Annotated in this window: 20 protein-coding genes and 1 pseudogene; 20 read left to right on the top strand and 1 reads right to left on the bottom strand. The window is 68.0% G+C overall.

Translation table 11 applies throughout. The features are described from left to right. Positions 1-92 precede the first annotated feature (92 nt). From L1066_RS26520 to L1066_RS26510, 19 genes and pseudogenes are all read left to right on the top strand, one after another. Positions 93-326: pseudogene (locus L1066_RS26520) on the top strand (CoA-binding protein); the annotation flags it as partial. Continuing rightward, positions 306-2033, top strand: a complete 1728-nt coding sequence (locus L1066_RS06600; protein ID WP_283095322.1) for an acetate--CoA ligase family protein — start codon at positions 306-308, stop codon at positions 2031-2033. The pseudogene L1066_RS26520 and the gene L1066_RS06600, both read left to right, overlap by 21 nt. A gap of 99 nt (positions 2034-2132) precedes the next feature. After that, entirely contained in the window at positions 2133-3443 is a 1311-nt protein-coding gene (gene dctP / locus L1066_RS06595) for a TRAP transporter substrate-binding protein DctP (RefSeq protein ID WP_235735560.1), read from the top strand. A 72-nt stretch (positions 3444-3515) separates the two neighbouring features. Next, complete coding sequence (locus L1066_RS06590) at positions 3516-5624, top strand: acetate--CoA ligase family protein (RefSeq protein ID WP_235735559.1); 2109 nt, start codon at positions 3516-3518, stop codon at positions 5622-5624. Positions 5625-5676: 52 nt separating this feature from the next. Beyond that, the gene (locus L1066_RS06585; protein WP_235735558.1) at positions 5677-6462 is read left to right on the top strand and encodes an SDR family NAD(P)-dependent oxidoreductase; all 786 of its coding nucleotides are present in this window, start codon (positions 5677-5679) and stop codon (positions 6460-6462) included. Continuing rightward, on the top strand, positions 6459-8819 hold the full coding sequence (locus tag L1066_RS06580) for an arylsulfatase (protein ID WP_235735557.1): 2361 nt from the start codon (positions 6459-6461) through the stop codon (positions 8817-8819). Before L1066_RS06585 ends, L1066_RS06580 begins: the two co-directional genes overlap by 4 nt. Before the next feature lie 329 nt (positions 8820-9148). Further along, complete coding sequence (gene dctP, locus L1066_RS06575; RefSeq protein WP_235735556.1) at positions 9149-10432, top strand: TRAP transporter substrate-binding protein DctP; 1284 nt, start codon at positions 9149-9151, stop codon at positions 10430-10432. Positions 10433-10505: 73 nt separating this feature from the next. Then, on the top strand, positions 10506-11138 hold the full coding sequence (locus L1066_RS06570; protein WP_235735555.1) for a TRAP transporter small permease: 633 nt from the start codon (positions 10506-10508) through the stop codon (positions 11136-11138). After that, positions 11135-12652 carry a TRAP transporter large permease gene (locus L1066_RS06565; RefSeq protein ID WP_235735554.1) on the top strand — a complete coding sequence of 506 codons (1518 nt, stop codon included), beginning with the start codon at positions 11135-11137 and terminating at the stop codon, positions 12650-12652. Before L1066_RS06570 ends, L1066_RS06565 begins: the two co-directional genes overlap by 4 nt. A 25-nt stretch (positions 12653-12677) precedes the next feature. Then, positions 12678-13883 carry a cytochrome P450 gene (locus L1066_RS06560; protein ID WP_235735553.1) on the top strand — a complete coding sequence of 402 codons (1206 nt, stop codon included), beginning with the start codon at positions 12678-12680 and terminating at the stop codon, positions 13881-13883. A 4-nt stretch (positions 13884-13887) separates the two neighbouring features. Next, a complete protein-coding gene (locus tag L1066_RS06555) occupies positions 13888-14106 on the top strand; it encodes a ferredoxin (protein WP_235735552.1) in 219 nt (72 codons plus the stop codon). Continuing rightward, positions 14099-15325, top strand: a complete 1227-nt coding sequence (locus tag L1066_RS06550; RefSeq protein ID WP_235735551.1) for a CoA transferase — start codon at positions 14099-14101, stop codon at positions 15323-15325. Before L1066_RS06555 ends, L1066_RS06550 begins: the two co-directional genes overlap by 8 nt. Then, the gene (locus L1066_RS06545) at positions 15322-16575 is read left to right on the top strand and encodes a CaiB/BaiF CoA transferase family protein (RefSeq protein WP_235735550.1); all 1254 of its coding nucleotides are present in this window, start codon (positions 15322-15324) and stop codon (positions 16573-16575) included. Before L1066_RS06550 ends, L1066_RS06545 begins: the two co-directional genes overlap by 4 nt. Continuing rightward, positions 16572-17189 carry an FAS1-like dehydratase domain-containing protein gene (locus L1066_RS06540; protein WP_235735549.1) on the top strand — a complete coding sequence of 206 codons (618 nt, stop codon included), beginning with the start codon at positions 16572-16574 and terminating at the stop codon, positions 17187-17189. The genes L1066_RS06545 and L1066_RS06540 overlap by 4 nt, the downstream gene beginning before the upstream one ends. Further along, positions 17186-17662 carry a hotdog family protein gene (locus L1066_RS06535; RefSeq protein ID WP_235735548.1) on the top strand — a complete coding sequence of 159 codons (477 nt, stop codon included), beginning with the start codon at positions 17186-17188 and terminating at the stop codon, positions 17660-17662. The genes L1066_RS06540 and L1066_RS06535 overlap by 4 nt, the downstream gene beginning before the upstream one ends. After that, entirely contained in the window at positions 17550-18833 is a 1284-nt protein-coding gene (locus L1066_RS06530) for a thiolase C-terminal domain-containing protein (RefSeq protein WP_446499896.1), read from the top strand. The genes L1066_RS06535 and L1066_RS06530 overlap by 113 nt, the downstream gene beginning before the upstream one ends. A gap of 5 nt (positions 18834-18838) precedes the next feature. After that, complete coding sequence (locus L1066_RS06525; RefSeq protein ID WP_235735546.1) at positions 18839-19234, top strand: Zn-ribbon domain-containing OB-fold protein; 396 nt, start codon at positions 18839-18841, stop codon at positions 19232-19234. A 49-nt stretch (positions 19235-19283) separates the two neighbouring features. Further along, the gene (locus L1066_RS26515; protein WP_283095310.1) at positions 19284-19709 is read left to right on the top strand and encodes a nitronate monooxygenase; all 426 of its coding nucleotides are present in this window, start codon (positions 19284-19286) and stop codon (positions 19707-19709) included. Positions 19710-19741: 32 nt separating this feature from the next. Next, on the top strand, positions 19742-20416 hold the full coding sequence (locus L1066_RS26510; protein WP_283095309.1) for an NAD(P)H-dependent flavin oxidoreductase: 675 nt from the start codon (positions 19742-19744) through the stop codon (positions 20414-20416). A 27-nt stretch (positions 20417-20443) separates the two neighbouring features. Here L1066_RS26510 and L1066_RS06515 read toward each other — a convergent pair whose 3' ends face one another. Next, a complete protein-coding gene (locus tag L1066_RS06515; protein WP_235735545.1) occupies positions 20444-21523 on the bottom strand; it encodes a Zn-dependent alcohol dehydrogenase in 1080 nt (359 codons plus the stop codon). A gap of 173 nt (positions 21524-21696) precedes the next feature. On the opposite strand from L1066_RS06515, the gene L1066_RS06510 reads away from it, so the two are divergent. Further along, entirely contained in the window at positions 21697-23370 is a 1674-nt protein-coding gene (locus L1066_RS06510) for an AMP-binding protein (protein WP_235735544.1), read from the top strand. Positions 23371-23376: the final 6 nt, after the last annotated feature.

The following is a 23376-nucleotide window of genomic DNA, read 5'->3' as shown; positions in this document are numbered from 1 at the left end:
TCCAACTGGTCGCACCGGATCAACACCGCCCTCGACGTGATCGGCTTCGACGGTGAGCGCCATCTCGTCAATCCTCGTGGAGGGAGGCCCACGGGCGACCGCTCGCGAAGAGTGTGGCCGAGCTGCCGGAGGTGCCCGACGTCGCCTTCTTCATGGTGCCGGGTGGCGCGGTCCTTCCGGCGATGCGGGACGTGGCAGCCGCCGGCGTCAAGGCTGCGGTGATCCTGAGTTCAGGGTTCGCTGAGGTCGGAGACGAGGGCAGGGCCGATCAACGGGAGCTGGCGGAGCTGTGCCGTGCTCACGACATGGTGGTGCTGGGCCCGAATGCCCTGGGCTACGTCAACACCGCCGCCAAGGTCGCCCTCAAGCCCTTCCAGCCAGGCGAGGACCTGCTGCCCGGACGCATCGCGGTGGTCTCCCAGAGCGGCAACGTGACGGTGCAGATCATGAACATGGCGCGCTCGTTCGACGTCGGCCTGAGCTTTGCTGTGAGCACCGGCAACGAGATGGACGTCAGCGTGGGCGATGTCGTCGACTTCCTGGCCGAGGACGAGGCGACCGATGCGATCGCCGTCTTCGCCGAGAGCTTCAAGGACCCCCAGGCCTTCCTGGAGGCGAGTCGTCGCGCCCGCGCCAACGGGAAACTTGTCGTCTGCTTGAAGGTCGGCCGCAGCGAGGCCGCTGCCCGGGCAGCGCTCGCCCACACGGGATCGCTGGTGGGCAACGACGAGGTCATCGACGCGTTCCTCCGCAGCGCCGGGGTCGTCCGGGTCTCGTCGCTCGAAGACTTGCTGACCGTCGCCGACACCTATGCCCACACGGGACCGATCGACCGTGGTGCCGCGCTGCTGACCATCTCGGGCGGGACGTGTGACATCGTCGCCGACCGTGCCGAGGACGTCGGGTTGGCGATGCCTGAGTTCGCCTCGGAGACCGTGACGGCACTGAAGGAGATCCTGCCCAGCTTCGCCTCGGTGCACAATCCGCTCGACATCACCGGAGCAGCCGTCACCGATGCCACGCTCTTCGCACGGGCACTGGAGACCGTTGTCGAGGATGCCGGGATCGGCGTGGTGGTCGCCGCCCAGGAGATCGATCACCAAGCGGAGAACCTGGAGTGGGGCCTGGAGTGTGTTGCCTCGATGTCCGCGGTCGCTCAGCGGTCGGAGGTGCCTGTCGTCCTGGCCAACACGAGCGTGCGTCACCTCACCCCACGTGTGCGTGAGATTCGCCGTGAGGTGGGGGCTCCGGCGCTCTTTGGCGGTGTCGACCGGATCCTGCCAGCGATCCGGCAGATCCAGGAGTGGTCGGTCCACCGGCACGATGACGCACCTCGCGAGGCCGGCGCCGTGGAGCTGCCCTCGGTGGCACGGACCGGCAGCTGGACCGAGCGGATCTGCCGGCCGTTGCTCGAGTCGGCCGGCATCCCCGTCGCACCAGGCCAGGTGGTCACCTCGGCGGACGAGGCTGCGGCGGTGGCCGCGGACTGGGACGATCCGGTGGTGATCAAGGTGCTGTCCGACGACATCCTCCACAAGACGGAGGTGGGCGGCGTGGCCCTGGGCGTGGCGCCGTGCGATGTCGGGGAGCAGGCGCAAGCGATGCTCGACCGGGTGTCTGCGGCCGCCCCCGGGGCGACGATCGAGGGCCTGTTGGTCGGCCCGCAGCGTCCGGACGGGATCGATCTCCTGGTGGGGGTCGTGCGTGAACCAGGGTGGGGAAACGTCCTGGCGATCGGGCTGGGTGGCGTGTGGACCGAGGTGCTCCAGGATGTCCAGCGTGTCGCCCTGCCTGCCGACGAGGGTGAGGTGGAGCGCGCCTTGCGGTCACTGCGTGCCTGGCCGCTGTTGGACGGCGCACGCGGCGCTGCTCCCGTGGACGTCGAGGGGTTGGTCACGGCGATCGTGCGGATCGCCGACCTGTCGCTCGTGCTCGGCGACGGCCTGGCGGCCTTCGAGGTCAATCCGCTTCGCGTCACCGAGGGTGGTGTCGAGGCACTGGACGCCGCCGTGGTCTGGAGCGCGTCCTCATGACCCCGACGACGCGCTGACTTTTCGATCGAAAGTGGGATATTCATGCGCATGGTCTATTGACCTTCGGACATTCCGTGCGAATGATTGTCAGGGCAGGTGATGTCCATCACCTTTGACGAAGGGAAGACGGCAGTGAGCATGACCACGAGAAGGACACGCTGGCTCGGTGGCTTGGCGGCCGGTGTACTCCTGGCCTCGGCGCTGGCAGGCTGCGCCGAGGAAGGCAGCGGTGCACAGGCCAAGGGCGACGGCATCGACTTCGGTGCCACCAAGGATGAGTACGCCAAGGCGTTCGAGGACATCAAGCCCATCACCATCACGGCCCAGTCGCCCTCCCCCAAGGGGTCGTTGACGGGCGCCAAGTTCGAGGGCTACATGCAGGCGGTCGAGGAGTGGTCCGACGGCAAGATCACCTTCGACATCGCCTACTCCAACGCGATCGCGCCGCCCACCGAGGTGGACGACGCCCTGCGGGACGGCCGGCTCGACATGGGCTCGGTCGTCGCGACCTACGAACCGCAGGAGTACCCCGCCAACTCACTCCTGGCCGACGTCACGTTCGCAGGAAGCCAAGGTGCGTTCGTCGGGCTCCTGGAGTCGAACACCTGGTGGCTCGACGTCGCCTACCAGACCAACGAGATCTTCGACGAGCTCGCCGACAACGGTGTGAAGGTCGTGATGCCGGCGTTCAACAGTGGCCTCATCGCCCTCAACTGCGCGGAGGCGATCACCTCGCTCGATGACTTCGACGGTGCCCAGATCATCAACGGCACCGCCGCCCAGGGCAAGGTGCTCAAGAGCTTGGGCGCCACGCCGATCTCGATGGCCTACCCGGAGATCTACGAGAGCCTCCAGCGCGGCGTGGCCGACTGCAGCATGAACAGCCTTCTGGTCAGTCAGCTCGGTGGCTTCGGTGGCGAGGTTCCCCACGCGACGATCGACTCCTCGGCCGGATTCGGCTCCGGTCCCGGGTCTCTCGCCTTCAGCCAGGCTGCGTGGGACTCCTATCCGCTGGTGGTCCAGCAGCTCCTGTTCGATCGCCTCGATGCCTTCATGGTCTCCAACTACGAATCGGTGTGGCAGGTGATCTCGGAGGTGACCACGGCCTACACCGAGGCTGGCGGCGGCGTGTCCGAGTACGAGGACGATGCTCGTGAGGCCATTGCCAAGCTCAACGCCGATCGCCTCGAGGAACTGCGAGGCACCGACGCCGTCGACGACGGCGACGCCTTCATCGACGCCGTCGAGTCGTCGATCGAGAAGTGGGACTCGACCATCACCGGCGAGTTGGGCTACGAGGAGGTCGCGTACGACGACTTCGCGGACTTCTATGCCTCGGGGGACGTGGACCTCCAGCCGCTGATCGACGTGGTGTTCGAGGAGATCCTCCTGCCCCATCGGCCCGCCTGAGGCCGGTGCCGGTGGCTGCCGTCCGTGAACCCGTCGTACCGGCGACGACCTGCGACCCGAAGGAATCCCTGAGTGCTGTCCCGTGAGTCCGTCGATGCCTTGCTCAACCCGCGATCGTTCGCGCTGATCGGGGCGAGTGACAAGTCCACCTTCTCCACGCTCCTGCACGGCAATCTCGTGGCGGCGGGGTGGGAGGAGACCACCTTCCTGGTCAACCCCCGTCGCCGCGAGGTGCACGGTCGTCCGACGTACCCCACCTGCACGGCCGTCGGTCGACCGGTCGACCTGGTGCATGTGATGGTTCCCGCTGCAGCGGCGCCGGACGCGCTCCGCGACGCAGCTGCAGCGGGGGCCAAGGCGGCGATCGTGCTCAGCTCTGGATGGTCGGAGGTCGGGCCGGAGGGTCTTCGGCGGCAGCAGGAGCTGGTGGCGCTCGCCGAGGAGCTCGGCATCGCCATGCTCGGCCCCAACGTGCTGGGTCTGGTCAATGTCGGTTCCGGCATCCCGGCGATGGCTCTCTCCGATCCGCCCACCGAGCCGGGGCCGGTGGCGCTGATCTCGCAGAGTGGAGCAAGCTGCGGTGCAATGAAGGAGTTCGCCGCGATGGCGGGGGTCGGGCTCTCGCATGTGTGCACCGTGGGCAACGAGGCGATGGTCACCGTCGGTCATCTCGTGGACGTGCTCGTCGACGATGATGCCGTCGGGGCTGTCGCCATCTTCATGGAGAGCGTGAAGGAGCCGGAGGTCTTCGCCGCGGCGGCTCGCCGCGCCGCAGCCGCGGGCAAGGCCGTCGTGGTGCTGAAGGCCGGGCGGAGCGAGCTTGCCGCCCGCACCGCGGCGTCGCACACCGGTGCGCTGGTGGGAGACGACCGCGTGATCGACGCGATGTTCACCGATCTCGGGGTGATCCGGGTCGACACCATCGAGGAGATGCTGGTGACCGCGGGGATCGCGGCGCACACCGGCCCTCTCGACCGGCCCGGCATCGGTGTCGTCTCGATCTCCGGTGGTGCCTGCGACATCGTCGCCGACCTCGCCGATGCCGGTGGCGCCGAGCTTCCCGAGCTGTCTGCGGCGACCACGGCGGCGCTCGCGGAGCGGATGCCGGACTTCGGGCACGCGCACAACCCGCTCGACATCACCGGCGCAGCCATCATTGATCCGACGCTGTGGACGGCGTCGGTGCAAGCAGTCGGCAACGACCCGTCCGTCGGGTCCGTGCTGGTGATCAACAGCCTGCCCTGGCGCGAGGACGGCAAGCCCTTCTATGGACAGAAGTACGTCGACGCGATCGGTGCCGGTGCCGCGGCGGCGGACGTGCCGGTGCTCTACGTGACGCAGACGAGTCAGCCCATCGGGCCACAGGCCCAAGGTGTGCTGCGCACCGGTGGCATCACCCACGTCGTCCCCGGCCTGCGGTTGGCCGTGGACGGCGTGGCTCGGGTCGCCGACTGGTCACGACGTCGTCTTCTTTCCCGACCGGAGGCCAGGGGGATCTCGATTCCCCGAGTCGACGCGCAACCGCTCTCGGAGGCGGCGGCCCGTGACCTGCTCGTCGCCGCCGGCATCCCGGTCGTCCCTTCCTGGCACGTGCATTCAGCCCAAGAGGCGGAGAAGGCGGCAGCGGAGACGGGTGGCCCGGTGGCCATGAAGGTCGTTTCCTCGGACATCGCGCACAAGAGCGACATCGGCGGGGTCCGGCTCGACGTGGAGCCTGACCGCGCTGCAGCCGAGTACGACTCGATCCTCACCGGCTGTCGCGCAGCCCGACCCGATGCGCGGCTGGACGGGGTGCTGGTCTCACCGATGCGCGCAGCAGCGGTGGAGCTCCTCGTCGGCGTGACTCGTGACGACGACTGGGGGCTGCTGCTCGCAGTCGGACTCGGTGGTGTGTTGGTGGAGGTACTCGACGACGTGGTCCTGGCTCCGCTCCCGGCAGACGAGGAGGCGGTTCGCCGCATGCTCGACCGGCTGAGGGGTGGCGCTCTCCTTGACGGGGTCAGAGGTCGTGCACCAGCGGACCGCGCTGTCCTGGCGTCGGCCATCGCCGGCGTCGGGCGCCTGGCCAGTGCGCTGGCCGAGCAGCACCATGCCGCGTTCGACTCGCTCGAGATCAACCCCTTGCGCGTCGACGGTGCCACCGTCGAGGCGCTCGACGCGCTGGTGACCTGGCGGACCTGACCCACACCGAACGACGTGACACCCCCGACAACTGACTGATCCGAGGAGCAGAATGCACGACAAGCGAGTCCTGGTGACCGGCGCAGCTCAAGGCATGGGCCGCGAGATTGCCGTCGAGATGGCTCGGCGGGGCGCGGCCTACGTGTCCGTCGCCGACATCTCGGTGGACGGAGCCGAGGAGACGCTTGCTCTCGTCGAGGAAGCGGGGGGCAGGGGTCAGGTGGTGGGTGTCGACCTGAGCGACTCGGCGCAGGTTCGCTCGATGGTGGAGACGGCGCTGCGGGGCGGTGGCGGGTTGGACACGCTCGTCAACAATGCCGGGGTGATCGACTCGGCCTTCGCGCCGGACCACGCGACCGTCGACAGGCTCCCCGAGCACGTGTGGGACAGGGTCTTCGACATCAACGTCAAGGCGGTCTATCTGGCCACCCAGGCGGCGAGTGAGGCATTGCGGGCTTCGACCAGAGGACCCTCGATCGTCAACGCAGCCTCGGTCGCAGGCCTCACCGGCTACGCCACTCCGGCCTACGTGGCGAGCAAGGGCGCGGTGGTGCAGCTGACGAAGGCGACGGCGGTCGCGCTCTCTCCGGAGGTGCGCTGCAACGCCTTCGCGCCCGGATCGATCGAGACGCCGATGGCCCGCGAGCGGATCGCCTCCTCGCCGGATCCGGAGCGACAGGAGTGGTTGATGACTGGCGCCCACCTGATCCCGAGGTTCGGCACACCCAAGGAGGTTGCTGACGTGGTGTGCTTCCTGGCTTCGGACGAGGCGTCGTTCCTCACCGGCGTGACCCTGCCCGTCGACGGCGGTCTCATGGCTTGGCGTGGTCTGCGATGACGGGCGAGAGCAAGGCCGGGGCGTCACGCCCGTTCCAGCCCTACGCGGGCTTCGGCGGTCAGGTGCGGACCACCATGGCGGAGTCGGAGCCTTGGTGGCCCCCTGCTCCCGCGGAAGCCCCCAAGGGCAGCCCGAACGTCGTCGTGATCCTCGCTGACGATCTCGGCTTCTCCGACATCGGATGCTTCGGGTCCGAGATCGCGACTCCACACCTGGACGCAACAGCGGATGCCGGTCTGCAGTACACGAACTTCCGGGTCACTCCGCTGTGCTCGCCCACGCGGGCGGCCCTGATGACGGGCCTCAACGCCCATGCCGCGGGCATCGGGTTCCCCACTCACATCGACCCGGGCTTCCCGGGCTACCACTCCGAGCTGCCGCTCAACCAGCCGACGATGCCGGAGGTCTTCCGATCCAACGGCTACGCGACGCTGATGGTGGGCAAGTGGCACCTGTGCAAGGAGGACGACTTCCACGAGGCCGGCCATCGGCACAACTGGCCGCTGCAGCGTGGCTTCGATCAGTACTACGGTTTCCTCGAAGCGCTGACCGACTTCCATCACCCCCACCGCCTCTACGAGGGCAACTCGGTGGTGCACGTCGATGAGTACCCCGACGACTACTACCTGACCGACGACCTCACCGACCGTGCGCTCAGGATGATCCGTGAGGTGCGTTCGGCCGATCGCGACAAGCCCTTCTTCCTCTACTTCTCCCATGGCGCGGTGCACGCGCCGATGCATGCCAAGGCCGAGGACATCGCTCGGCAGCGCGGACGATACGACGAGGGCTGGGACGTTGTCCGCGAGCGGCGCCTGGCCAAGCAGATCGAGCGCGGTGTGATGCCTCCTGACGCCGAGCTTCCGCCGCGCAACCAGGAGGACGGCCACGAGGTGGGTGCCTGGTCGGAGCTGAACCCCACGGAGCAAAGGGTGCACGCCCGGCACATGGAGGTCTACGCGGCGATGGTCGACGCCATCGACCGCAGCGTCGGCCGGGTGCGTGCTCTGCTCGCCGAGCTGGGCGAGTTGGAGAACACCGTCATTCTCTTCTGCAGCGACAACGGCGCGGCGCGGTTGACTGACCAGCCGCGGCCGCGGCCGAGCTGGGCAAGCAGCGACGACACCGGGACCGCGACGTACTTCGGCTACATGCAGACGCCCGGCGTGGTCCCCGAGGTGGACGAGCAATTGCCGGAGCGTCTCGACGCCCTCGGCGGGCCGACGATGTGGCCGCACTATCCGCGCGGTTGGGCGATGGCGTGCAATACGCCCTTCCGGCTCTACAAGTTCAGCGCGCTGCGGGGTGGCCAGCAGTCGCCATTGATCGTCTCCTGGCCCCAAGGCCTGGAGCGGGGTGGAACCTCGATCCGGCGTCAGTACGCCCACGTGACCGACGTGCTGCCGACGCTCGTCGACCTGCTGGGCCTGGAGCTGCCCGCCGAGCGCAACGGGGTGCCTGCAGCCGACCTGCACGGGGTCAGCTTCGCGCCCACTGTCTCTGACTCGGAGGCGCCCAGCGCGCACATCGAGCAGTACACCGAATGCGTCGGCAACCGCGGTTTCTACCGCGACGGCTGGGAGGCGGTCACGCACCGGCGTCCGGGTGTGCCGTTCTCCGAGGACCGCTGGGAGCTCTTCGACTCCGCCGACGTCACCCAACGACGGGACCTCGCCGCTGAGAATCCGGAGAAGCTGGCGGAGCTCCAGGAGGCGTTCGACCAGGCCGCTCGGGCGAATCAGGTCTATCCGCTCGATGAGGGGTCCAAGGTCAAGTTCCTCCAGCATCCGCCGCGGCGGCCTCCGGAGCCGGTGCGGATCCTGGCCGGCACTCCGACTCTCGAGCGGCATCAGTGCGGCCTACTCATTCAGGGCCTGTCGTGGCGGGTCACCGTTGACTGGTCCTATCGCCCGGGTGATGAGGGCGTGGTGCTCGCGCATGGCGGCCAAGGCGGCGGCTACCAGCTGCATGTCGAGGACGGTGCGCTGTGGTTGGAGCAGAACCAGTACGGTGCCCCGCACCGCTTCGGGCCTGTTCCGCTGTCGGCGCCGTCCTCGACGCTGGAGTTGAGGATGGAGGTGGTCGACAGCAGGTGGACCGCGACCGTGCTGGTCGACGGCGAGGAGCGTCTGCGCGTTCCCGGACTCCTCCGATTCCTCTCCTATCTGCCGTTCGAGGGCATCGACGTCGGCGTCTGCCGGCGCTCCCCGGTCTCCTGGGACATCCATGAGCGGCGCCGGAGCTTTCCCTTCACCGGGGTGCTGAGGTCAGTGACCTACCACCCGGACCCCGAGACCTGGGGCCAGGTGGATGCCCGGCTCGAGGAGGCGCGCGCGCTGGCGCTCGGCCTGCAGTGAGGGCGCGACCGCGCACCCGCGGTCGCGCTTGCCGAGACCCACGTCGACGGGTGCGGGATCTCGACAAGCTCGATCACCGGGACTCGCGTGATCACCGGGTTTCGCTCGATCACTGGGGTTGAGACCCACACGTCACCGTCGACGACCCTCCTGAGAGGGTGACGGGGGTCACCGGAGTCGCGGTGTTCCGACGCTGACACCGCGGCGGAAAATTCATGCGCATGGTCTCTTGACGCGCGGGGAATCTAGGTTAATGATTATGCATGTCGTGATGCCCATCACGAGGCAGGCCCGATGAGGGCACAACGGTAGGACGGAGATTCAGGCTCATGAACAGAGTGCTGGGTTCGCGGCGAGCGGGAGTGTTCGCCGCAGCAATGCTGGTCGGGGTCGGAGCCCTGGCCGGGTGTGCCGAATCGGGCGGCGCAGATCAGTCCGGTGGCGACGGCATCGATGCCGGAGCCACCAAGGAGGAGTACCAGGAGGCGTTCGAGGACATCGACGAGATCACCCTCCTCACCCAGACCCCGGCCCCCAAGGGGTCGATGACCGGCCTTCCCCAGGAGAAGTACTACGCGGCGGTCGAGGAGTGGTCCGGCGGCAAGATCAAGTTCGACATCTCCTACTCCAATGCCGTGGCCGATCCGACCGAGGCCGACGAGGCGCTCACCGACGGGCGGTTGGACATCGCTTCGGTGCTGCCGATCTACGACCCCAGCGAGTTCCCCGCCAACGCGGCGCTGATCGACGGTGGGTTCATCTCCGACCACAGCGCCGTCGAGGGGGTCCTGAGCTCCAACGCCTGGCCGAACCAGGTTGCCTTCGAGACCGACGAGATCATGGCGGAGTTCGACGATCACGGCATGGTGCCCCTGGTGCCCGTCTACAACTCAGGCGCCAATGCCTTGTTCTGCTCGCAGGCGCGCACCAGCCTGGCTGATCTGAAGGGCACCTCGGTCGGCTCCGGCGGGCGTTCCCAGTCCGCGGAGATCGAGGCGCTCGGCGGATCGCCGTCCTCTGTCCCCTACACCGAGCTCTACGAGAGCCTGCAGCGAGGCGTCGTCGACTGCACCGTCTCGACGCCCACCGTGGCGGTGCTTGGCGGGTTCCTGGCGGAGGCGCCGTTCGTCACGGTCGACCCTGCCGCGGGCTTCTCCGTCGCACCGGGCGCGCTGACCTTCAGCAAGGCCACCTGGGAGACCCTGCCGCTCGTGGCCCAGCAGCTGCTCTGGGACCGGCTCGACGTCTTCGTCGCCGCCAACGTCGAAGAGAAGATCTTCGCCAACAATGCGGAGATGGCCGACGTCGTGGCGAAGTCCAGCGGCGGGATCAACCCCTTCGACGACGACGCCAGGGCGAAGCTGCAGGCGAAGAACGAGGAGCTGTTGAAGAGCCTTTCGGGCACCAACGCGGTTGCCGACGGCAACGCCTTCGTGGAGTCGATGCAGAGCGCCAACAAGGCTTGGCAGGAGAAGGTCGAAGGACTCGGTCTCGACGACGTCGGGTACGCCGACTTCGGTGCGTGGTGGGCCGAGAACAAGGACTCGATCGACCTGAGCGAGTTCACGACGATGTTCCATGACGAGATCCTCGCGGAGCACCGTCCCTCCTGATCATCGATCAGGACCAACGCAGCTGGTGGCCCGCGACCCGGGCCACCAGCACCCTCCTTCCGATGGAGATGAGATGAGCAACCCAGGACCACGGCGTCCGGCATGGCTGAAGCCGGCGCTGCTGATCGAGGTTCCGGCCGTAGTCGTGACCTTCGCGATGATGTTCCACATCACGGCGAACGCGATCATGCGGACCTTCAAGAACGATCCGATCGCTGACACTCTCGAGGTCACGCAGTACTGGTATCTGCCGATCATCGCCTTCCTCGGCTTCATGGCCGCCCAGGCGCGGGGTCAGCACATCGCTGCCGACCTGATCTACGAGCGTCTGCCGGAGGTCACCAAGCGCTACGTGCTGGCGATCCTCTCCTTGCTGGCTGCGCTGGTATGTGCCGGCTTCGCCAAGTACGGATGGGAGGAGGCCGTTCACGCACACGAGATCGAGAAGACCGCCGGCGTCAGCGACCTCTCGGCCTGGGAGCCCTACTACCTGGTGCCGCTCGCCTTCGCCGTGATGACCGTTCAGCTGCTCTGGGCCGCGGGCCGGGCGCTGATCAAGGGTGACAGCCAGCACATCGTCACCGATCCCGATGACCTGCTCCTTCTCGATGAACTCGAGGAGATGGAGGCACGTGAGGCCGAGGAGGCTGCCGCCGCGCAGCAGTCCACGGACCGTGCGCCGACCACCAAGAAGGAGGCACGATGAGTGCCGACACCGCCGACGCCACCGTGGACACCGTGGCCGGGAATCACGCCGGAGACGGCACGGGCCTGACTGACCCTCCCAAGGGGTCTGGACGCTCGTCGTGGGTGATCTTCGCGATCACCATGACCATGCTGGTCGGCTCGACCGTGGCGATGTTCCTGCCCCTGGTCCCCGAGGCGATCGGCATCGCCGCGATCGTCCTGATGCTCTGCCTGATCTTCCTTCGGCTGCCGGTCGCACTGGCGATGATCGTGCCGGCGTTCCTGGGCATGTATGCGCTGCGGGGCGAGCTTCTCGTGGAGAGCATGTTCCGCACGCTGCCCTATGGCCAGGTCACCGAGTGGACCCTCAGCGTGGTCCCGATGTTCATCCTCATGGGTCTTCTGCTCTGGCGCGCCGGGCTCACCGAGAGCCTCTACTCCGCTGGGCGCAAGTGGCTCGGGTGGATGCCCGGTGGTCTCGCCGTCGGCACCAACATCGCCGGCGCCGGACTGGCATCGGTGAGCGGATCCTCGGTCGGCACGGCCTATGCGCTTGCCCGCATCGGTATCCCGGAGATGTTGAAGGCCGGTTATGACAAGCGGCTCGCGATTGGCGCCGTGATCGTCGCCGGGCTCCCCGGTCAGCTGATCCCGCCGAGCATCATGCTGGTGATCTACGCCGGTATCGCCGAGGTCCCGATCGGTCCGCAGCTCCTCGCCGGAATCGGCCCCGGGATCCTGGTGGCCGTCCTGTTCACGGTGATGATCGTGATCTTCGCCAAGCGCTGGGCGCCCGCCGTCGACCTCGAGCAGGAAGCCGAGCAGGTCACGTGGGGCGACCGTTTCGGCAGCCTGGTCAAGATCTGGCCGGTGCCGCTGCTGGTCATGGTGATCGTGTGGGGAATGTTCTCCGGGACGTTCACGGCGACCGAGGCGGGTGCCGCCGCCGCGGTGGTGTCGCTGCTCATCACCTTCATCTGGAAGTGGGGCAACGGGCCGTTCCGCGCCATCGCGGACGCCTCCGTGGCCACCATCAGCAGCGTTGGTGCCATCTTCTTCATGCTGATCGGCGTCGAGGCGCTCTCCCGGATGTTCACGCTGACCGGCATCAGCACCGGCTTCGCCGAGCTGGTTGAGTCGATGGACCTCAACCGGGTCTCGTTCCTGCTGATGATGATGGTGGTCTACATCGTCCTGGGCACCTTCATGGAGCCGTTGCCGATGATGGTGCTCACCATCCCGATCCTCATGCCGACGCTGGAGTCCTTGGAGATCTCCCTGCTCTGGTACGGCGCCTTCGCCGTCCTGATGGGTGAGCTCGCCGTGGTGACACCACCGGTCGGGATCCTCGCCTTCATCATTCACCAGATCACCAAGGAGCCCGAGGTCAACCAGGGTCAGAACATCAGGCTGAACGATGTCTTCAACGCCTGCTGGTGGTTCATGCCCATGGCCATCCTGGTCACGGTGATCCTGATCTTCTTCCCGGAGATCAGCACATGGATACCTGACATGGCATCAAGCAATCAGTGACCTCCGGGAACGAAAGGACCTCACCATGACTGAGACCACCCACCGGGGTTGCCCGGTCGCGCACACCGACTTCACCGGGACGACGCCGCTCTACGAGCACTACCGCATGCTCGACGAGGACCGCGAGGAAGCACGGTTCCTCTTCAACGACACCACGGAGCGCGGCTTCTTCATGCTGCAGCGCTACGACGACGTCCGTGAGGGGTTCCAGCAGCACGAGACCTGGACCACCGCCGTCCGGTCCGCGCTTCGACCGGACGTGTCCGACGAGCCGTTGCTGCCCCAAGACCTCAACGGTCCGGACCACGTGAAGTTGCGGCGGATCCTCAACCAGTTCTTCGCTCCGGCAGCGGTTCGCCGGATGGAGCCGATGGCCCAGCAGCGCTGCATCGAGCTCATCGAGGAGCTCCAGCAGGTGGGCTCCTGCGACTTCGTCGCCGAGTTCGCCATCCGCTACCCGACCGACATGTTCCTTGCCCTGCTGGGTCTGCCGGTCAGTGACGGCGAGCAGTTCCTGGAGTGGTCCGACGACTACTTCAGTGCGCTGCTCGCAGGAGATCCGGCACGTGCCGCGACGGCCAAGTCGAGCATCATGAGCTACTTCGACGACGCGGTGAACGAGCGTCGGGCCAACCCACGTGATCCGAAGGAGGACATGGTCACTCGCCTGGTCGAGGCGCGCATCGATGATGTGCCGTTGACCCAGGACGAGATCCTCACCATCTGCTTGACGCTGATGCTGGCCGGGTTGGACACCACGCGCAGCGCCCTCGGCTACATCTACACGCATCTGGCGAACAACCCGGCAGACCGCCAGGCGCTGATCGATGACCCGACCCTGATCCCCAAGGCGGTCGAGGAGTTCCTCCGCCTCTACCCCCTGGTCTTCCAGGCCGGACGTGAGGTCCAGGAGCCGCAGAGCTTCGAGGACCTCCAGCTGGACAAGGGAGACGTCGTCTGGCTCGGCGTCGCGCAGGCCAACCGCGATCCGCGCAAGTTCGACAACCCCGATCAGTTCGACATCGACCGGCCCAACGCCAACCAGCACCTGGCCTTCGGAGGCGGACCGCACCGCTGTCTGGGCATGCACCTGGCGCGACTCGAGCTCAAGGTGGTCCTGGAGGAGTGGCACAAGCGCATTCCGGAGTATCGCGTGGCGCCCGGAACCGAGCTGCGGGAGCGCGGCGTGCAGTTGAGCATGGCGTCGCTGCCGTTGGAGTGGGAGGTCTGAGCAGATGTTCATCTCGATCGAGGCCGACAAGTGCATGGGTCACGGCCGCTGCTACGCAGTGGCGCCCGACCTGTTGACTGACGACGACGAGGGCTTCGTCGCGGAGCGGGGACGGTGCTGGAGCATCCCCGACTCGCTGGTCGGGCAGGCGGAGGACGCCGCGGACGCGTGCCCGGAGGGTGCGATTGCCGTGTTGGCAGCAGCGACGCCGACCGATGCTTGAGCATCTTCGGGTCCTCGACCTGACCGACGAGCGCGGCCTGCTCTGCGGCCGGCTGCTCGCGGACTTGGGCGCGGACGTCGTCCAGGTGGAGCCGGTGGGCGGCTCGACCGGGCGCCAGGCCCCGCCTTTGGCGGGAGCCACCTCGCTCTACTGGGAGACGTTCGCGGCCGGGAAGCGAGGCATCAGCGTCGACCTGGCCGACGAGGAGTCCGTGGCTCGACTGCGGGCGCTCGCCGGCGTGGCCGACATCGTGGTCACCTCGTGGCCCCGGGCCCAGCTGGAAGCACTCAGGCTGGATCCGGCGGCGGTGCATTCCGAGAACCCCGGGGCGGTCTACACGATCATCTCCGCCTTCGGCTGGGACGGCCCGAAGGCGGAGTACGCCGACACCGACCTCGTGGTGTGGGCGGCCGGAGGACCGTTGGCGCCGCACCGGGACGGCGACCTGCCGCCGTTGCGGATCTCCGTACCGCAGGCATACCTGCACGCTGCCTCCGACGCCGCGGCCGGTGCCCTGATGGCCGTGCTCGCTCGGGCGCAGGTCGGGCGCGGCCAGGTGGTTGACGTCTCGGCCCAGGCGTCGATCGGCGTGGCCACGTTGGCCCGGGTGCTGGCGACCGCCGTGGGTGACGACCACCCGGAGTGGCAGACCACACCGGGTCGTCCGTCGGGTGGGCGGACCGATCAGAGCGGCTCGGGTGCCGCAACGCCCAACAGCCTCAAGAAGTGGCACTGCCGCGACGGGATGGTCGAACTCCATCTGTCGATGGGCCCGGCCGCTGGCGCCTTCACCAACAACCTCTTCGCGTGGATCGCCGAGGAGGGCGGGGTGGACGAGCCGATCTCCTCCTGGGACTGGCGTCTCGTGCCCGACAAGCTGGTCTCCGGCGAGCTCAGCCACGACCAGCTGGATGAGGCTCGGGCTGCCGTCCGGGCGTTCCTGCTCGGCAAGACCAAGGCGGAGGTGCTCGATGCCGCGATCCGACGGCGCCTGCTCTGCATGGCGATCTTCGACATGTCCGATCTGGCGCAGAGCCCCCACCTGGCGCACCGAGACTTCTGGGTCGACGTCGACATGCCCGATGTCCGGGAGCCCGTGGCGATACCGGGTCGTTTCGCTCAGGTGATCGGACCGGAAGGGCCTCGGGCCGGTGGGCGGGCTCCCACCATCGGTGAGCACGACGACATCGTCTTCAAAGAGTGGTTGGGGGAGAGATGACCCTGTCGAACGGTGGCACCTCGCAGACGCGGCCCGATGCGCTCGCTGGCCTCAAGGTGCTCGACCTCTCCTGGGTGGTCGCCGGTCCGTTGGTCGGGCGCGCGTTGGCGGACTTCGGCGCCGAAGTGGTGCGCATCGAGTCCAGTGTGCGTGTCGAGACTGCGCGACTGATGCAGCCCTTCCACGGTGGCAAGCAGGACAAGGAGGGCTCCGCGCTCTTCGGCAACTGCAACGCCGGCAAGCTCGGCCTGACGCTCGACCTCAAGTCCTCCGAAGGCCAGGAGGTCGTCCGTGATCTCGTCGGCTGGGCCGACGTGGTGGTGGAGTCCTTCTCTCCCGGCCAGCTGCGCAAGTGGGGCCTCGACTACGAGACGTTGCGCGCCGACAAGCCCGACCTGGTCATGCTCAGCACGTCGATCGCCGGTCAGGACGGACCCTGGTCGACACTGGCCGGCTTCGGCAACGTGGGCTCGTCGCTCAGCGGCTTCCAGCACCTCGTCGGCTACGAGGACCGCCTGCCGATGGGGACGTTCGGTCCCTACACCGACTACGTCGGTCCCCGACTCGCCCTGGTGACGCTGCTCGCGGCGCTGGAGCATCGGCGCCGTACCGGCGAGGGCGCCTACATCGACGTCGCGCAGGTCGAGGCCGGCGTCTTCTTCCTCTCCCCGCAGGTCGCCCATTACGGCTGCGACGGCACGATCGCCGAGCGGCACGGAAACCGCGACCCGCAGGCAGTTCCGCACGGCGTCTTCCCGGCCCGGAGCGTGGAGGGCGTGGAGCGATTCGTCGCGATCGCCGTCCGCGACCGGTCCGAGTGGCAGGCGCTGGCTCGCGCGATCGGACGCGATGATCTGGCCGAGCGGGACGATCTGGCGACCGCCGAGGGACGCCGTGCGATCGAGGGCGAGCTGGAGCAGCTGATCGCGGCCTGGACCGCGGAACGGTCGGCGAGCGAGGTCGAAGAGGCCCTCCAGCGCCTCGGCGTCCCCGCACACGCGGCCGTCACCAGTGACGACTACCCGCACGAGCCGCAGCTCGCCCACCGGGGCCACCTGGTGGAGCTGCCGCACCCCACGCACGGCCGGACCTTCGTCGAGGGGCCGCGCTACCGGCTCTCCGAGACGCCCGGCACGCCACGACGAGCGGCTCCCGCGCTGGGGCAGGACAACGAGACGGTCCTGCGCGACCTGCTCGGCTACGACGAGGCGCGGATCGACGCGCTGCGAGAAGGAGGAATCCTGCGATGACCGCCGCCGACACGAACGGCACGGACTGGACAGCGCCGTGGCAGGAGGTGGTCGACGCCGTCGGGCGGGACTTCCTGGACGGGAAGACGACGTGGGGCGGTGACCCCGTGGAACCCGGCGCGATCCGGCGCTACCTCGAACCGCTCGAGCTCGACTGCGCCCTCCACACCGATGTGGCAGCGGCACGCGCCGCCGGACATGACGACGTCATCATGCCGGCCACCGGCGTGATCGCCTGGACCATCCCGGCGGCCTGGCAGCCCGGCGAGGTGCTCTTCGACTCCGAGGAGCGCAACGCCCAGCCGGTACACAGCGCGATCAACAACACCGACCTCGGGGTCGGACCGAAGACGACCGGTTTCTTCGGCACCGACATCGAACTCGACTTCGACCGCGAGGTGACGGCCGGCGAGCACCTCGGCCGCCGGGGCAAGCGCCTGGTTGCTTGCAAGCCCAAGGAGACCGGCGTCGGTCGCGGTGCCTTCATGACCTGGGAGAGCGAGATCGTCTCGCGCCCCGCAGGCGTCGCCGACGCCGAGCCCGAGGTGGTGGGCCGCATCCGGATCGGCACCTACGCCTATGTTCCGCACCCGAAGAAGGAGGCCGCACGGTGAGCACTGTCCTGACCGGCCGGCGGTTCGAGGAGGTCGTCGTCGGCGAGCAGCTGCCCGAGGTCGTGCTGCCGCTGACCGTCTATCGGCTGGTGATGGCCGCGGGCAGCAACCGCGACTTCAACTCGATCCATCACAACACCGAGTACGCACGTTCCACCGGGGCTGAGGAGATGTACGCCAACACCTCGTTCCTGATGAGCTCGTGGGAGCGCCTGGTCAGGGACTGGTGTGGCAGCACCGGGCGGATTCGGGCCATTCGCGGGTTCCGGATGCGGTCGTTCAACTTCGTCGGCACCACGATGCGGGTGCTCGGCGAGGTGACCACCTCCCGCATTGAGCAGGGACCCAGCGGTCCTGTTGGTGTGGTCGAGATCGCTGTTCGCTGTGAGGGTCCGAACGGCACCACGGTCGGGCCCGGCACCGTCGAGGTGCTGTTGCCCGTCGAGATGTCGCACAACGAGGAGAACGCATGAGCATCGAGTCCCCCGGACCGCGATCGTCGGTCTCGGGATCACCGAGATGGGGAAGGTCTACGGCCGGTCGGCCACGGACTTCGCCGTCGAGGCCATCACCAGTGCCGTTGCCGACGCGGGCCTCAGGCTCTCCGACGTCGACGGCCTCTACGTGAACCCCGGCATCAAGAATGACACCGACATGCGACTGCAGTCGACGTTGGGCATGCAGAACACCCGCGTGCTCGCGACCATCCAGGGCTTCGGCTCCTCGGCCGGGCAGATGGTGCAGTACGCGTCGATGGCGATCGAGTCGGGCATGGCCGATGTCGTGGTGTGTGTCTATGCCGATGCACCCCTGAAGGAAGGCAAGCGTGCCGGGGCCGCCTACCCGGGGCAGGCCCGGGCCATGGTCGGCGTTGGTTCGTTGCCCTTCGCTGCCGGGCTCAAGGCGGCACCGGAGCGGTACGCCGTCGGTGCGCGCCGCCACATGAATGCCTATGGCACCACCTCCGAGCAGTTCGGAGCGGTGGCGGTTGCAGCCCGCGAGTGGGCCAGGATGAACCCCCACGCCCAGATGCGCGATGCGATGACCCTTGAGGACCACCAGTCCTCGCGAATGATCGCGGACCCACTGCGCCTCCTCGACTGCTGCCTGGTCAGCAATGGCGCGGTGGCGGTCGTGGTCACCAGCGCCGAGCGCGCCGCTTCGTTGAAGCAGCCGCCGGTCCACGTCTGGGGCTGGGGGCAGGCGCATCCCGGCTACACCAACCGCCGCGACAGTGAGTTCGGTCTGGTCAGCGGGGCAGCACAGTCCGGCCCGGAGGCGTTGAAGATGGCAGGAGTGGGCGTTGACGAGATCGACATCCGCCAGATCTATGACTGCTTCACCTACACCACGCTGATCACCCTGGAGGACTACGGCTTCTGCGCCAAGGGTGAGGGCGGTGAGTTCGTGGCCAGCGGCGCGATCGCACCCGGAGGGTCCCACCCCACCAACACCGGTGGCGGGGAGCTCTCCTCCTACTACATGTGGGGCATGACGCCACTCTCGGAGGCGATCATCCAGGCTCGCGGCCAAGCCGGCGAGCGTCAGGTCGAGAAGCACGACCTGCAGATGGTCAGTGGCAACGGCGGCGTGCTCGACTTCCACTCCACCCTGATCCTCAGCCCGCACTCGAAGGGACGGTGAGTGCGATGGCACTGGCACCCGTGGTCCGTGACGACTTCTCCGCGCCGTTCTTCGACGGCACCTCGGCCGGCAGACTGCTGTTGCGCTTCTCGCCGAGCAGCGGTGAGTGGTCCGAGCCCGCAGCGCGCTTCTGCTCGGTCACGCAGGCCGATGACCTCGAATGGCGTGAGTCGTCCGGCCGAGGAACGTTGGTGAGCTGGACGATCAAGCCCGGCCGGACCAGGGACGAGGTGACCACCCCGGACGTCGTCATCGGGATCGTCGAGCTCGAGGAGGGCCCATGGCTCTCGCTGTGGTTGCCCGAAGTGGACCCGAGCCGGCTCGTGGAAGGTGCAGCTGTCACGGTCGGCTTCGTGCAGCCCGAGGGAAGCGAGCACCTTCCGGTGGCAGGCCTCAGCTGATCCCTGCGAACAAGACCGTGCCCCGAGGGGCACATGAGGGAGTGGGGCGATGCCCACCGAGGTCAGCGACATCTGTGAACGGTTCGGGATCGACCTCCCGCTGTTCGCGTTCAGCCACTGCCGCGACGTCGTCGCCGCGGTGACCAATGCCGGCGGCTTCGGAGTGCTCGGCGCCTCCAGCCACACGCCGGAGGAGCTGGAGCACGAGCTGGCATGGATCGATGCGCAGGTCAACGGTCGTCCCTATGGCGTCGACATCGTCGTGCCCCACAAGTTGGTGGGCGCGGGGGAGGCTGCTTCGCGTGAGGAGCTGGCCCAGCGCGTTCCTGAGGCCCACAAGGAGTTCGTCCGTGGGCTGCTCGCCGAGCACGGTGTGCCTGCCGACCCCGAGGAGCTCTTCGTCCTCGATCGGGTGCCGGACGCAGCGACGGGGAGGCCCTGCTCGACGTCGCGTTCCGCCACCCGATCCGGTTGATCGCCAATGCCCTTGGGGTGCCGCCGCCGTTCATGATCGACCGGGCGAAGGCCGAGGGCGTCCCGGTCGCCGCGCTCGTCGGCGCCAAGGAGCATGCGGTGAAGCAGGTGCATGCAGGGGTGGACCTCCTCATCGCCCAGGGCGCGGAGGCGGGCGGCCACGTCGGAGAGGTCTCGACGTTGGTGCTCGTGCCGGAGGTCGTCGAGGCGATCCGGCCGATTCGGGACGTGCCCGTGCTGGCCGCCGGCGGCATCGTGACCGGTCGTCAGATGGCTGCTGTCGTGACCCTCGGCGCGGCCGGTGCGTGGACCGGCTCGGTGTGGCTGACCACGGAGGAGGCGGAGACGGCTCCGCACACGGTGCGCAAGCTGCTGGCTGCGACGTCCCGCGACACGGTGCGCTCCCGCAGCCGCACTGGGAAGCCATGCCGGCAGTTGCGCTCGGACTGGACCGAAGCCTGGGATGCGCCTGCCGGCCCGGAGGCCCTGCCGATGCCGCTGCAGAGCGTCCTGGCCCGCCGAGCGTTGGCGCGCGTCGACAAGTTGGCAGAGGCCGGCAACGCCGGAGCCCAGGATCTCGCGACGTACTTCGTCGGTCAGGGCGTGGGCCTGATGAACGCCTCGCGCCCGGTCCGTGAGGTGGTGCGTGAGATGGCCGAGGACTATCTGGACGCGGTCGAGAGACTGGGGCGGTCCCTCTCCGACTGACGCGCGAGCGAGGTCAGCCCGAGCGACTCAGAAGGTGACCACCGTGCGCGCGGCGGTCGCGTGATGGAGCTCGTCCAAGGCGTCACCGACGGAATCGAGCCCGATGGTCTGGCCCAGGAGTGGGTCGAGCTCCAGCCGGCCGGCGAGATACATCTGCGCATACAGCGGTACGTCGACCCGCAGCTGGGTGCCACCGAGCCGGGAGCCCTGGATTCGCTTCTCGCCCAGGAAGGCCGTGGTCGGGAGGGCTGCGGTGTCTCCGGGACGGCCCAAGCCGACCACCGTGGCGGTCCCGCGCGTGCCCAGCATCGCGAAGGCCTGCTCGATGGTGGTCGGCAGGCCGACCACCTCAATGACGTGGTCGACTCCGCCAGTCAGCTCGAGGACGGCCTGCACCGGATCGGCGGCGGAGGCGTCGACGACGTCCGTTGCGCCGAACGATGCTGCCAGGGTGAGCTTCTCGGGCATCCGGTCGATCGCGATGACACGCGACGCTCCGCTGAGCACCGCACCCTGGATGGCACTCAGGCCGACGCCTCCGCAGCCGATCACGGCCACCGACTGACCGAACCGGACTGCGGCCGAGTGCCGCACCGCACCGAGGCCGGTGATCACCGCGCAGCCGAGGAGGGCTGCCTTGTCGAGGGGCATCTCGTCCGGGACGCGCGCAACGCTGGAGGCCCGGACGAGCATCTCCTCCGCGAAGCTGCCGATGCCGACGTACTGAGTCACCGGGGCGCCATCGCGGACCAATCGGGAGCCGAGTCCGGGCGCTCGCACCCGCATCAGGTTCGTGCAGTGCTGCGGATGGCCCTGGCTGCACCAGGTGCAGGTGCCGCAGGATCCGGCGGGCGCGACCACCACATGGTCGCCGGGCTGCACCGCGGTGACCGCCGAGCCGACTTCCAGCACCTCACCTGCGGCTTCGTGGCCGAGGACTGCGGGAAGCTCCAAGTGTGGGTTGCCGCCGGTCTGCCCGAAGCGGTCGGAGTGGCAGACGCCGGTGGCCGCGGTCCGGATCCTGACCTCCTGGGGGAGGATGTCCCCGAGGTCGATGTCCCCGATCACGGGCTGTTCGTCGAAGCCGTTGAGCACCGCAGCTCGCATCGATTCGCACCTCTCTCTTGATGTGACGTCGATCCTACCGTAGATTGCTGATCATCAACACCATAGATTGGTGACGACGAGCGTGCAGTGCCTGCGAACACGCGCGAGGGCGCAAGCCTGACCCCGCCGCAAGCAGGTGCCCTGCCCGGCAGCAAGAGAACTGAGGACGACCCGTGACCCGCCGCCACTACCGCGACCTGACCCCCACCTTCGCCGACCGTTCCCAGTGGGCGTTGCCCACGGTGCTGCGACACCACGCGGCCGAGCGTCCCGACGCCGTCTGGCTCGACTGCCCGGAGGAGGGGCGTACCTGGACCTTCGCCGAGACCTTGGCCGCCGCGGAGAGGGTCGGGCGCAGCCTCCTCTCCCACGGTGCCGAGCCCGGCGACCGGGTGGCACTGGTCGCCCAGAATTCCTCGGCCTTCGTTCGGACCTGGGTCGGTACAGCCGTGGCGGGTCTGGTCGAGGTCCCGATCAACACCGCATACGAACACGACTTCCTGGCCCATCAGGTCAGCACGGTGGAGGCGACCTTCGCCGTCGTAGACGACGTGTACGCCGCCCGTTTCGTCGCCATCGCCGAGGCGGCCAAGTCGATCCGCAAGTTCTGGGTCATCGACACCGGCTCGCGCAACGAGGCGTTGGCGACCCTCAGGGAGGCCGGCTGGGACGCGGCGCCGTTCGAGGAGCTGGACGAACAGGCGACGAGCGCGGAGATCGTCGAGGGCACGCTGGCTCTTCCTGAGGTCAAGCCGCAGGACCTGGCCTCGGTGCTCTTCACATCGGGCACCACAGGACCCAGCAAGGGTGTGGCGATGCCACACGCCCAGATGTACTTCTTCGCCGACGAGTGCGTCTCACTGGTTCGGCTCACCCCGGCGGACGCCTGGATGTCGGTCACGCCGCTCTTCCACGGCAACGCTCAGTTCATGGCTGCCTACCCGACGCTGGTCGCGGGTGCGCGGTTCGTCACGCGCAGCCGCTTCTCGGCAAGTCGTTGGGTGGACCAGATCCGCGAGAGCCGGGTGAGCGTCACCAACTTCATCGGCGTGATGATGGACTTCATCTGGAAGCAGGAACGACGCGACGACGATGCTGACAACCCGCTACGGGTGGTCTTCGCCGCACCGACTGCGGCGAGCCTGGTGCAGCCGATGAAGGAGCGTTATGGCATCGAGGCGTTCGTCGAGGTCTTCGGCCTGACCGAGACATCGGCCCCCATCATCAGTCCCTACGGAGAGGACCGGCCGGCGGGTGCGGCGGGCTTGGCTGCGGACGAGTGGTTCGACGTGCGGTTGGTCGACCCCGCCACCGATGAGGAGGTCGAGGTTGGCGAGATCGGCGAGCTGGTGGTGCGCCCCAAGGTGCCGTTCATCTGCTCCGAGGGCTACTTCAACATGCCGGACAAGACCGTTGAGGCCTGGCGCAACCTGTGGTTCCACACGGGTGACGCGCTCCGTCAGGACGAGGAGGGCTGGTTCTACTTCGTCGACCGCTTCAAGGACGCGCTCCGGCGGCGCGGGGAGAACATCAGCTCCTACGAGATCGAGACCTCGATCCTGGCCCATCCGGCCGTGGTCGAGTGCGCCGTCATCGCGGTGCCGGCATCCAGTGAGGCCGGCGAGGACGAGGTGATGGCCTACGTCATCACCGGTTCTGGTGCGCCCGTACCCACGGCGGAAGAGCTGTGGGCACACTGCGACAGCCGGATCCCGTCCTTCGCGGTTCCGCGCTACCTGCGGTTCGTGGACGACCTCCCCAAGACGCCCTCGCAGCGCGTGCAGAAGGCGAAGCTCCGGGCCCTGGGCGTCACGCCCGACACCCACGATCGTGAAGTTCGAGTCTGACGGAAT

Source organism: Nocardioides alcanivorans, from assembly GCF_021555175.1.
Taxonomy (GTDB): domain Bacteria; phylum Actinomycetota; class Actinomycetes; order Propionibacteriales; family Nocardioidaceae; genus Nocardioides; species Nocardioides alcanivorans.
Note: the sequence above shows the minus strand (reverse complement) of the source record. Positions and strands in the feature narration are given on the sequence as shown.

Excerpts from the sequence above, each read along its gene's own strand:
- L1066_RS06600 (WP_283095322.1), top strand. The coding sequence starts at position 306 with ATGGTGGTGCTGGGCCCGAATGCCCTGGGCTACGTCAACACCGCCGCC.
- L1066_RS06560 (WP_235735553.1), top strand. The coding sequence starts at position 12,678 with ATGACTGAGACCACCCACCGGGGTTGCCCGGTCGCGCACACCGACTTC.
- L1066_RS06525 (WP_235735546.1), top strand. The coding sequence starts at position 18,839 with ATGGCACTGGCACCCGTGGTCCGTGACGACTTCTCCGCGCCGTTCTTC.
- L1066_RS06540 (WP_235735549.1), top strand. The coding sequence starts at position 16,572 with ATGACCGCCGCCGACACGAACGGCACGGACTGGACAGCGCCGTGGCAG.
- L1066_RS06550 (WP_235735551.1), top strand. The coding sequence starts at position 14,099 with ATGCTTGAGCATCTTCGGGTCCTCGACCTGACCGACGAGCGCGGCCTG.
- L1066_RS06515 (WP_235735545.1), bottom strand. The coding sequence starts at position 21,523 with ATGCGAGCTGCGGTGCTCAACGGCTTCGACGAACAGCCCGTGATCGGG.
- L1066_RS26510 (WP_283095309.1), top strand. The coding sequence starts at position 19,742 with ATGATCGACCGGGCGAAGGCCGAGGGCGTCCCGGTCGCCGCGCTCGTC.
- L1066_RS26515 (WP_283095310.1), top strand. The coding sequence starts at position 19,284 with ATGCCCACCGAGGTCAGCGACATCTGTGAACGGTTCGGGATCGACCTC.
- L1066_RS06585 (WP_235735558.1), top strand. The coding sequence starts at position 5,677 with ATGCACGACAAGCGAGTCCTGGTGACCGGCGCAGCTCAAGGCATGGGC.
- L1066_RS06555 (WP_235735552.1), top strand. The coding sequence starts at position 13,888 with ATGTTCATCTCGATCGAGGCCGACAAGTGCATGGGTCACGGCCGCTGC.
- dctP (WP_235735560.1), top strand. The coding sequence starts at position 2,133 with ATGTCCATCACCTTTGACGAAGGGAAGACGGCAGTGAGCATGACCACG.
- L1066_RS06580 (WP_235735557.1), top strand. The coding sequence starts at position 6,459 with ATGACGGGCGAGAGCAAGGCCGGGGCGTCACGCCCGTTCCAGCCCTAC.
- L1066_RS06565 (WP_235735554.1), top strand. The coding sequence starts at position 11,135 with ATGAGTGCCGACACCGCCGACGCCACCGTGGACACCGTGGCCGGGAAT.
- dctP (WP_235735556.1), top strand. The coding sequence starts at position 9,149 with ATGAACAGAGTGCTGGGTTCGCGGCGAGCGGGAGTGTTCGCCGCAGCA.
- L1066_RS06545 (WP_235735550.1), top strand. The coding sequence starts at position 15,322 with ATGACCCTGTCGAACGGTGGCACCTCGCAGACGCGGCCCGATGCGCTC.
- L1066_RS06570 (WP_235735555.1), top strand. The coding sequence starts at position 10,506 with ATGAGCAACCCAGGACCACGGCGTCCGGCATGGCTGAAGCCGGCGCTG.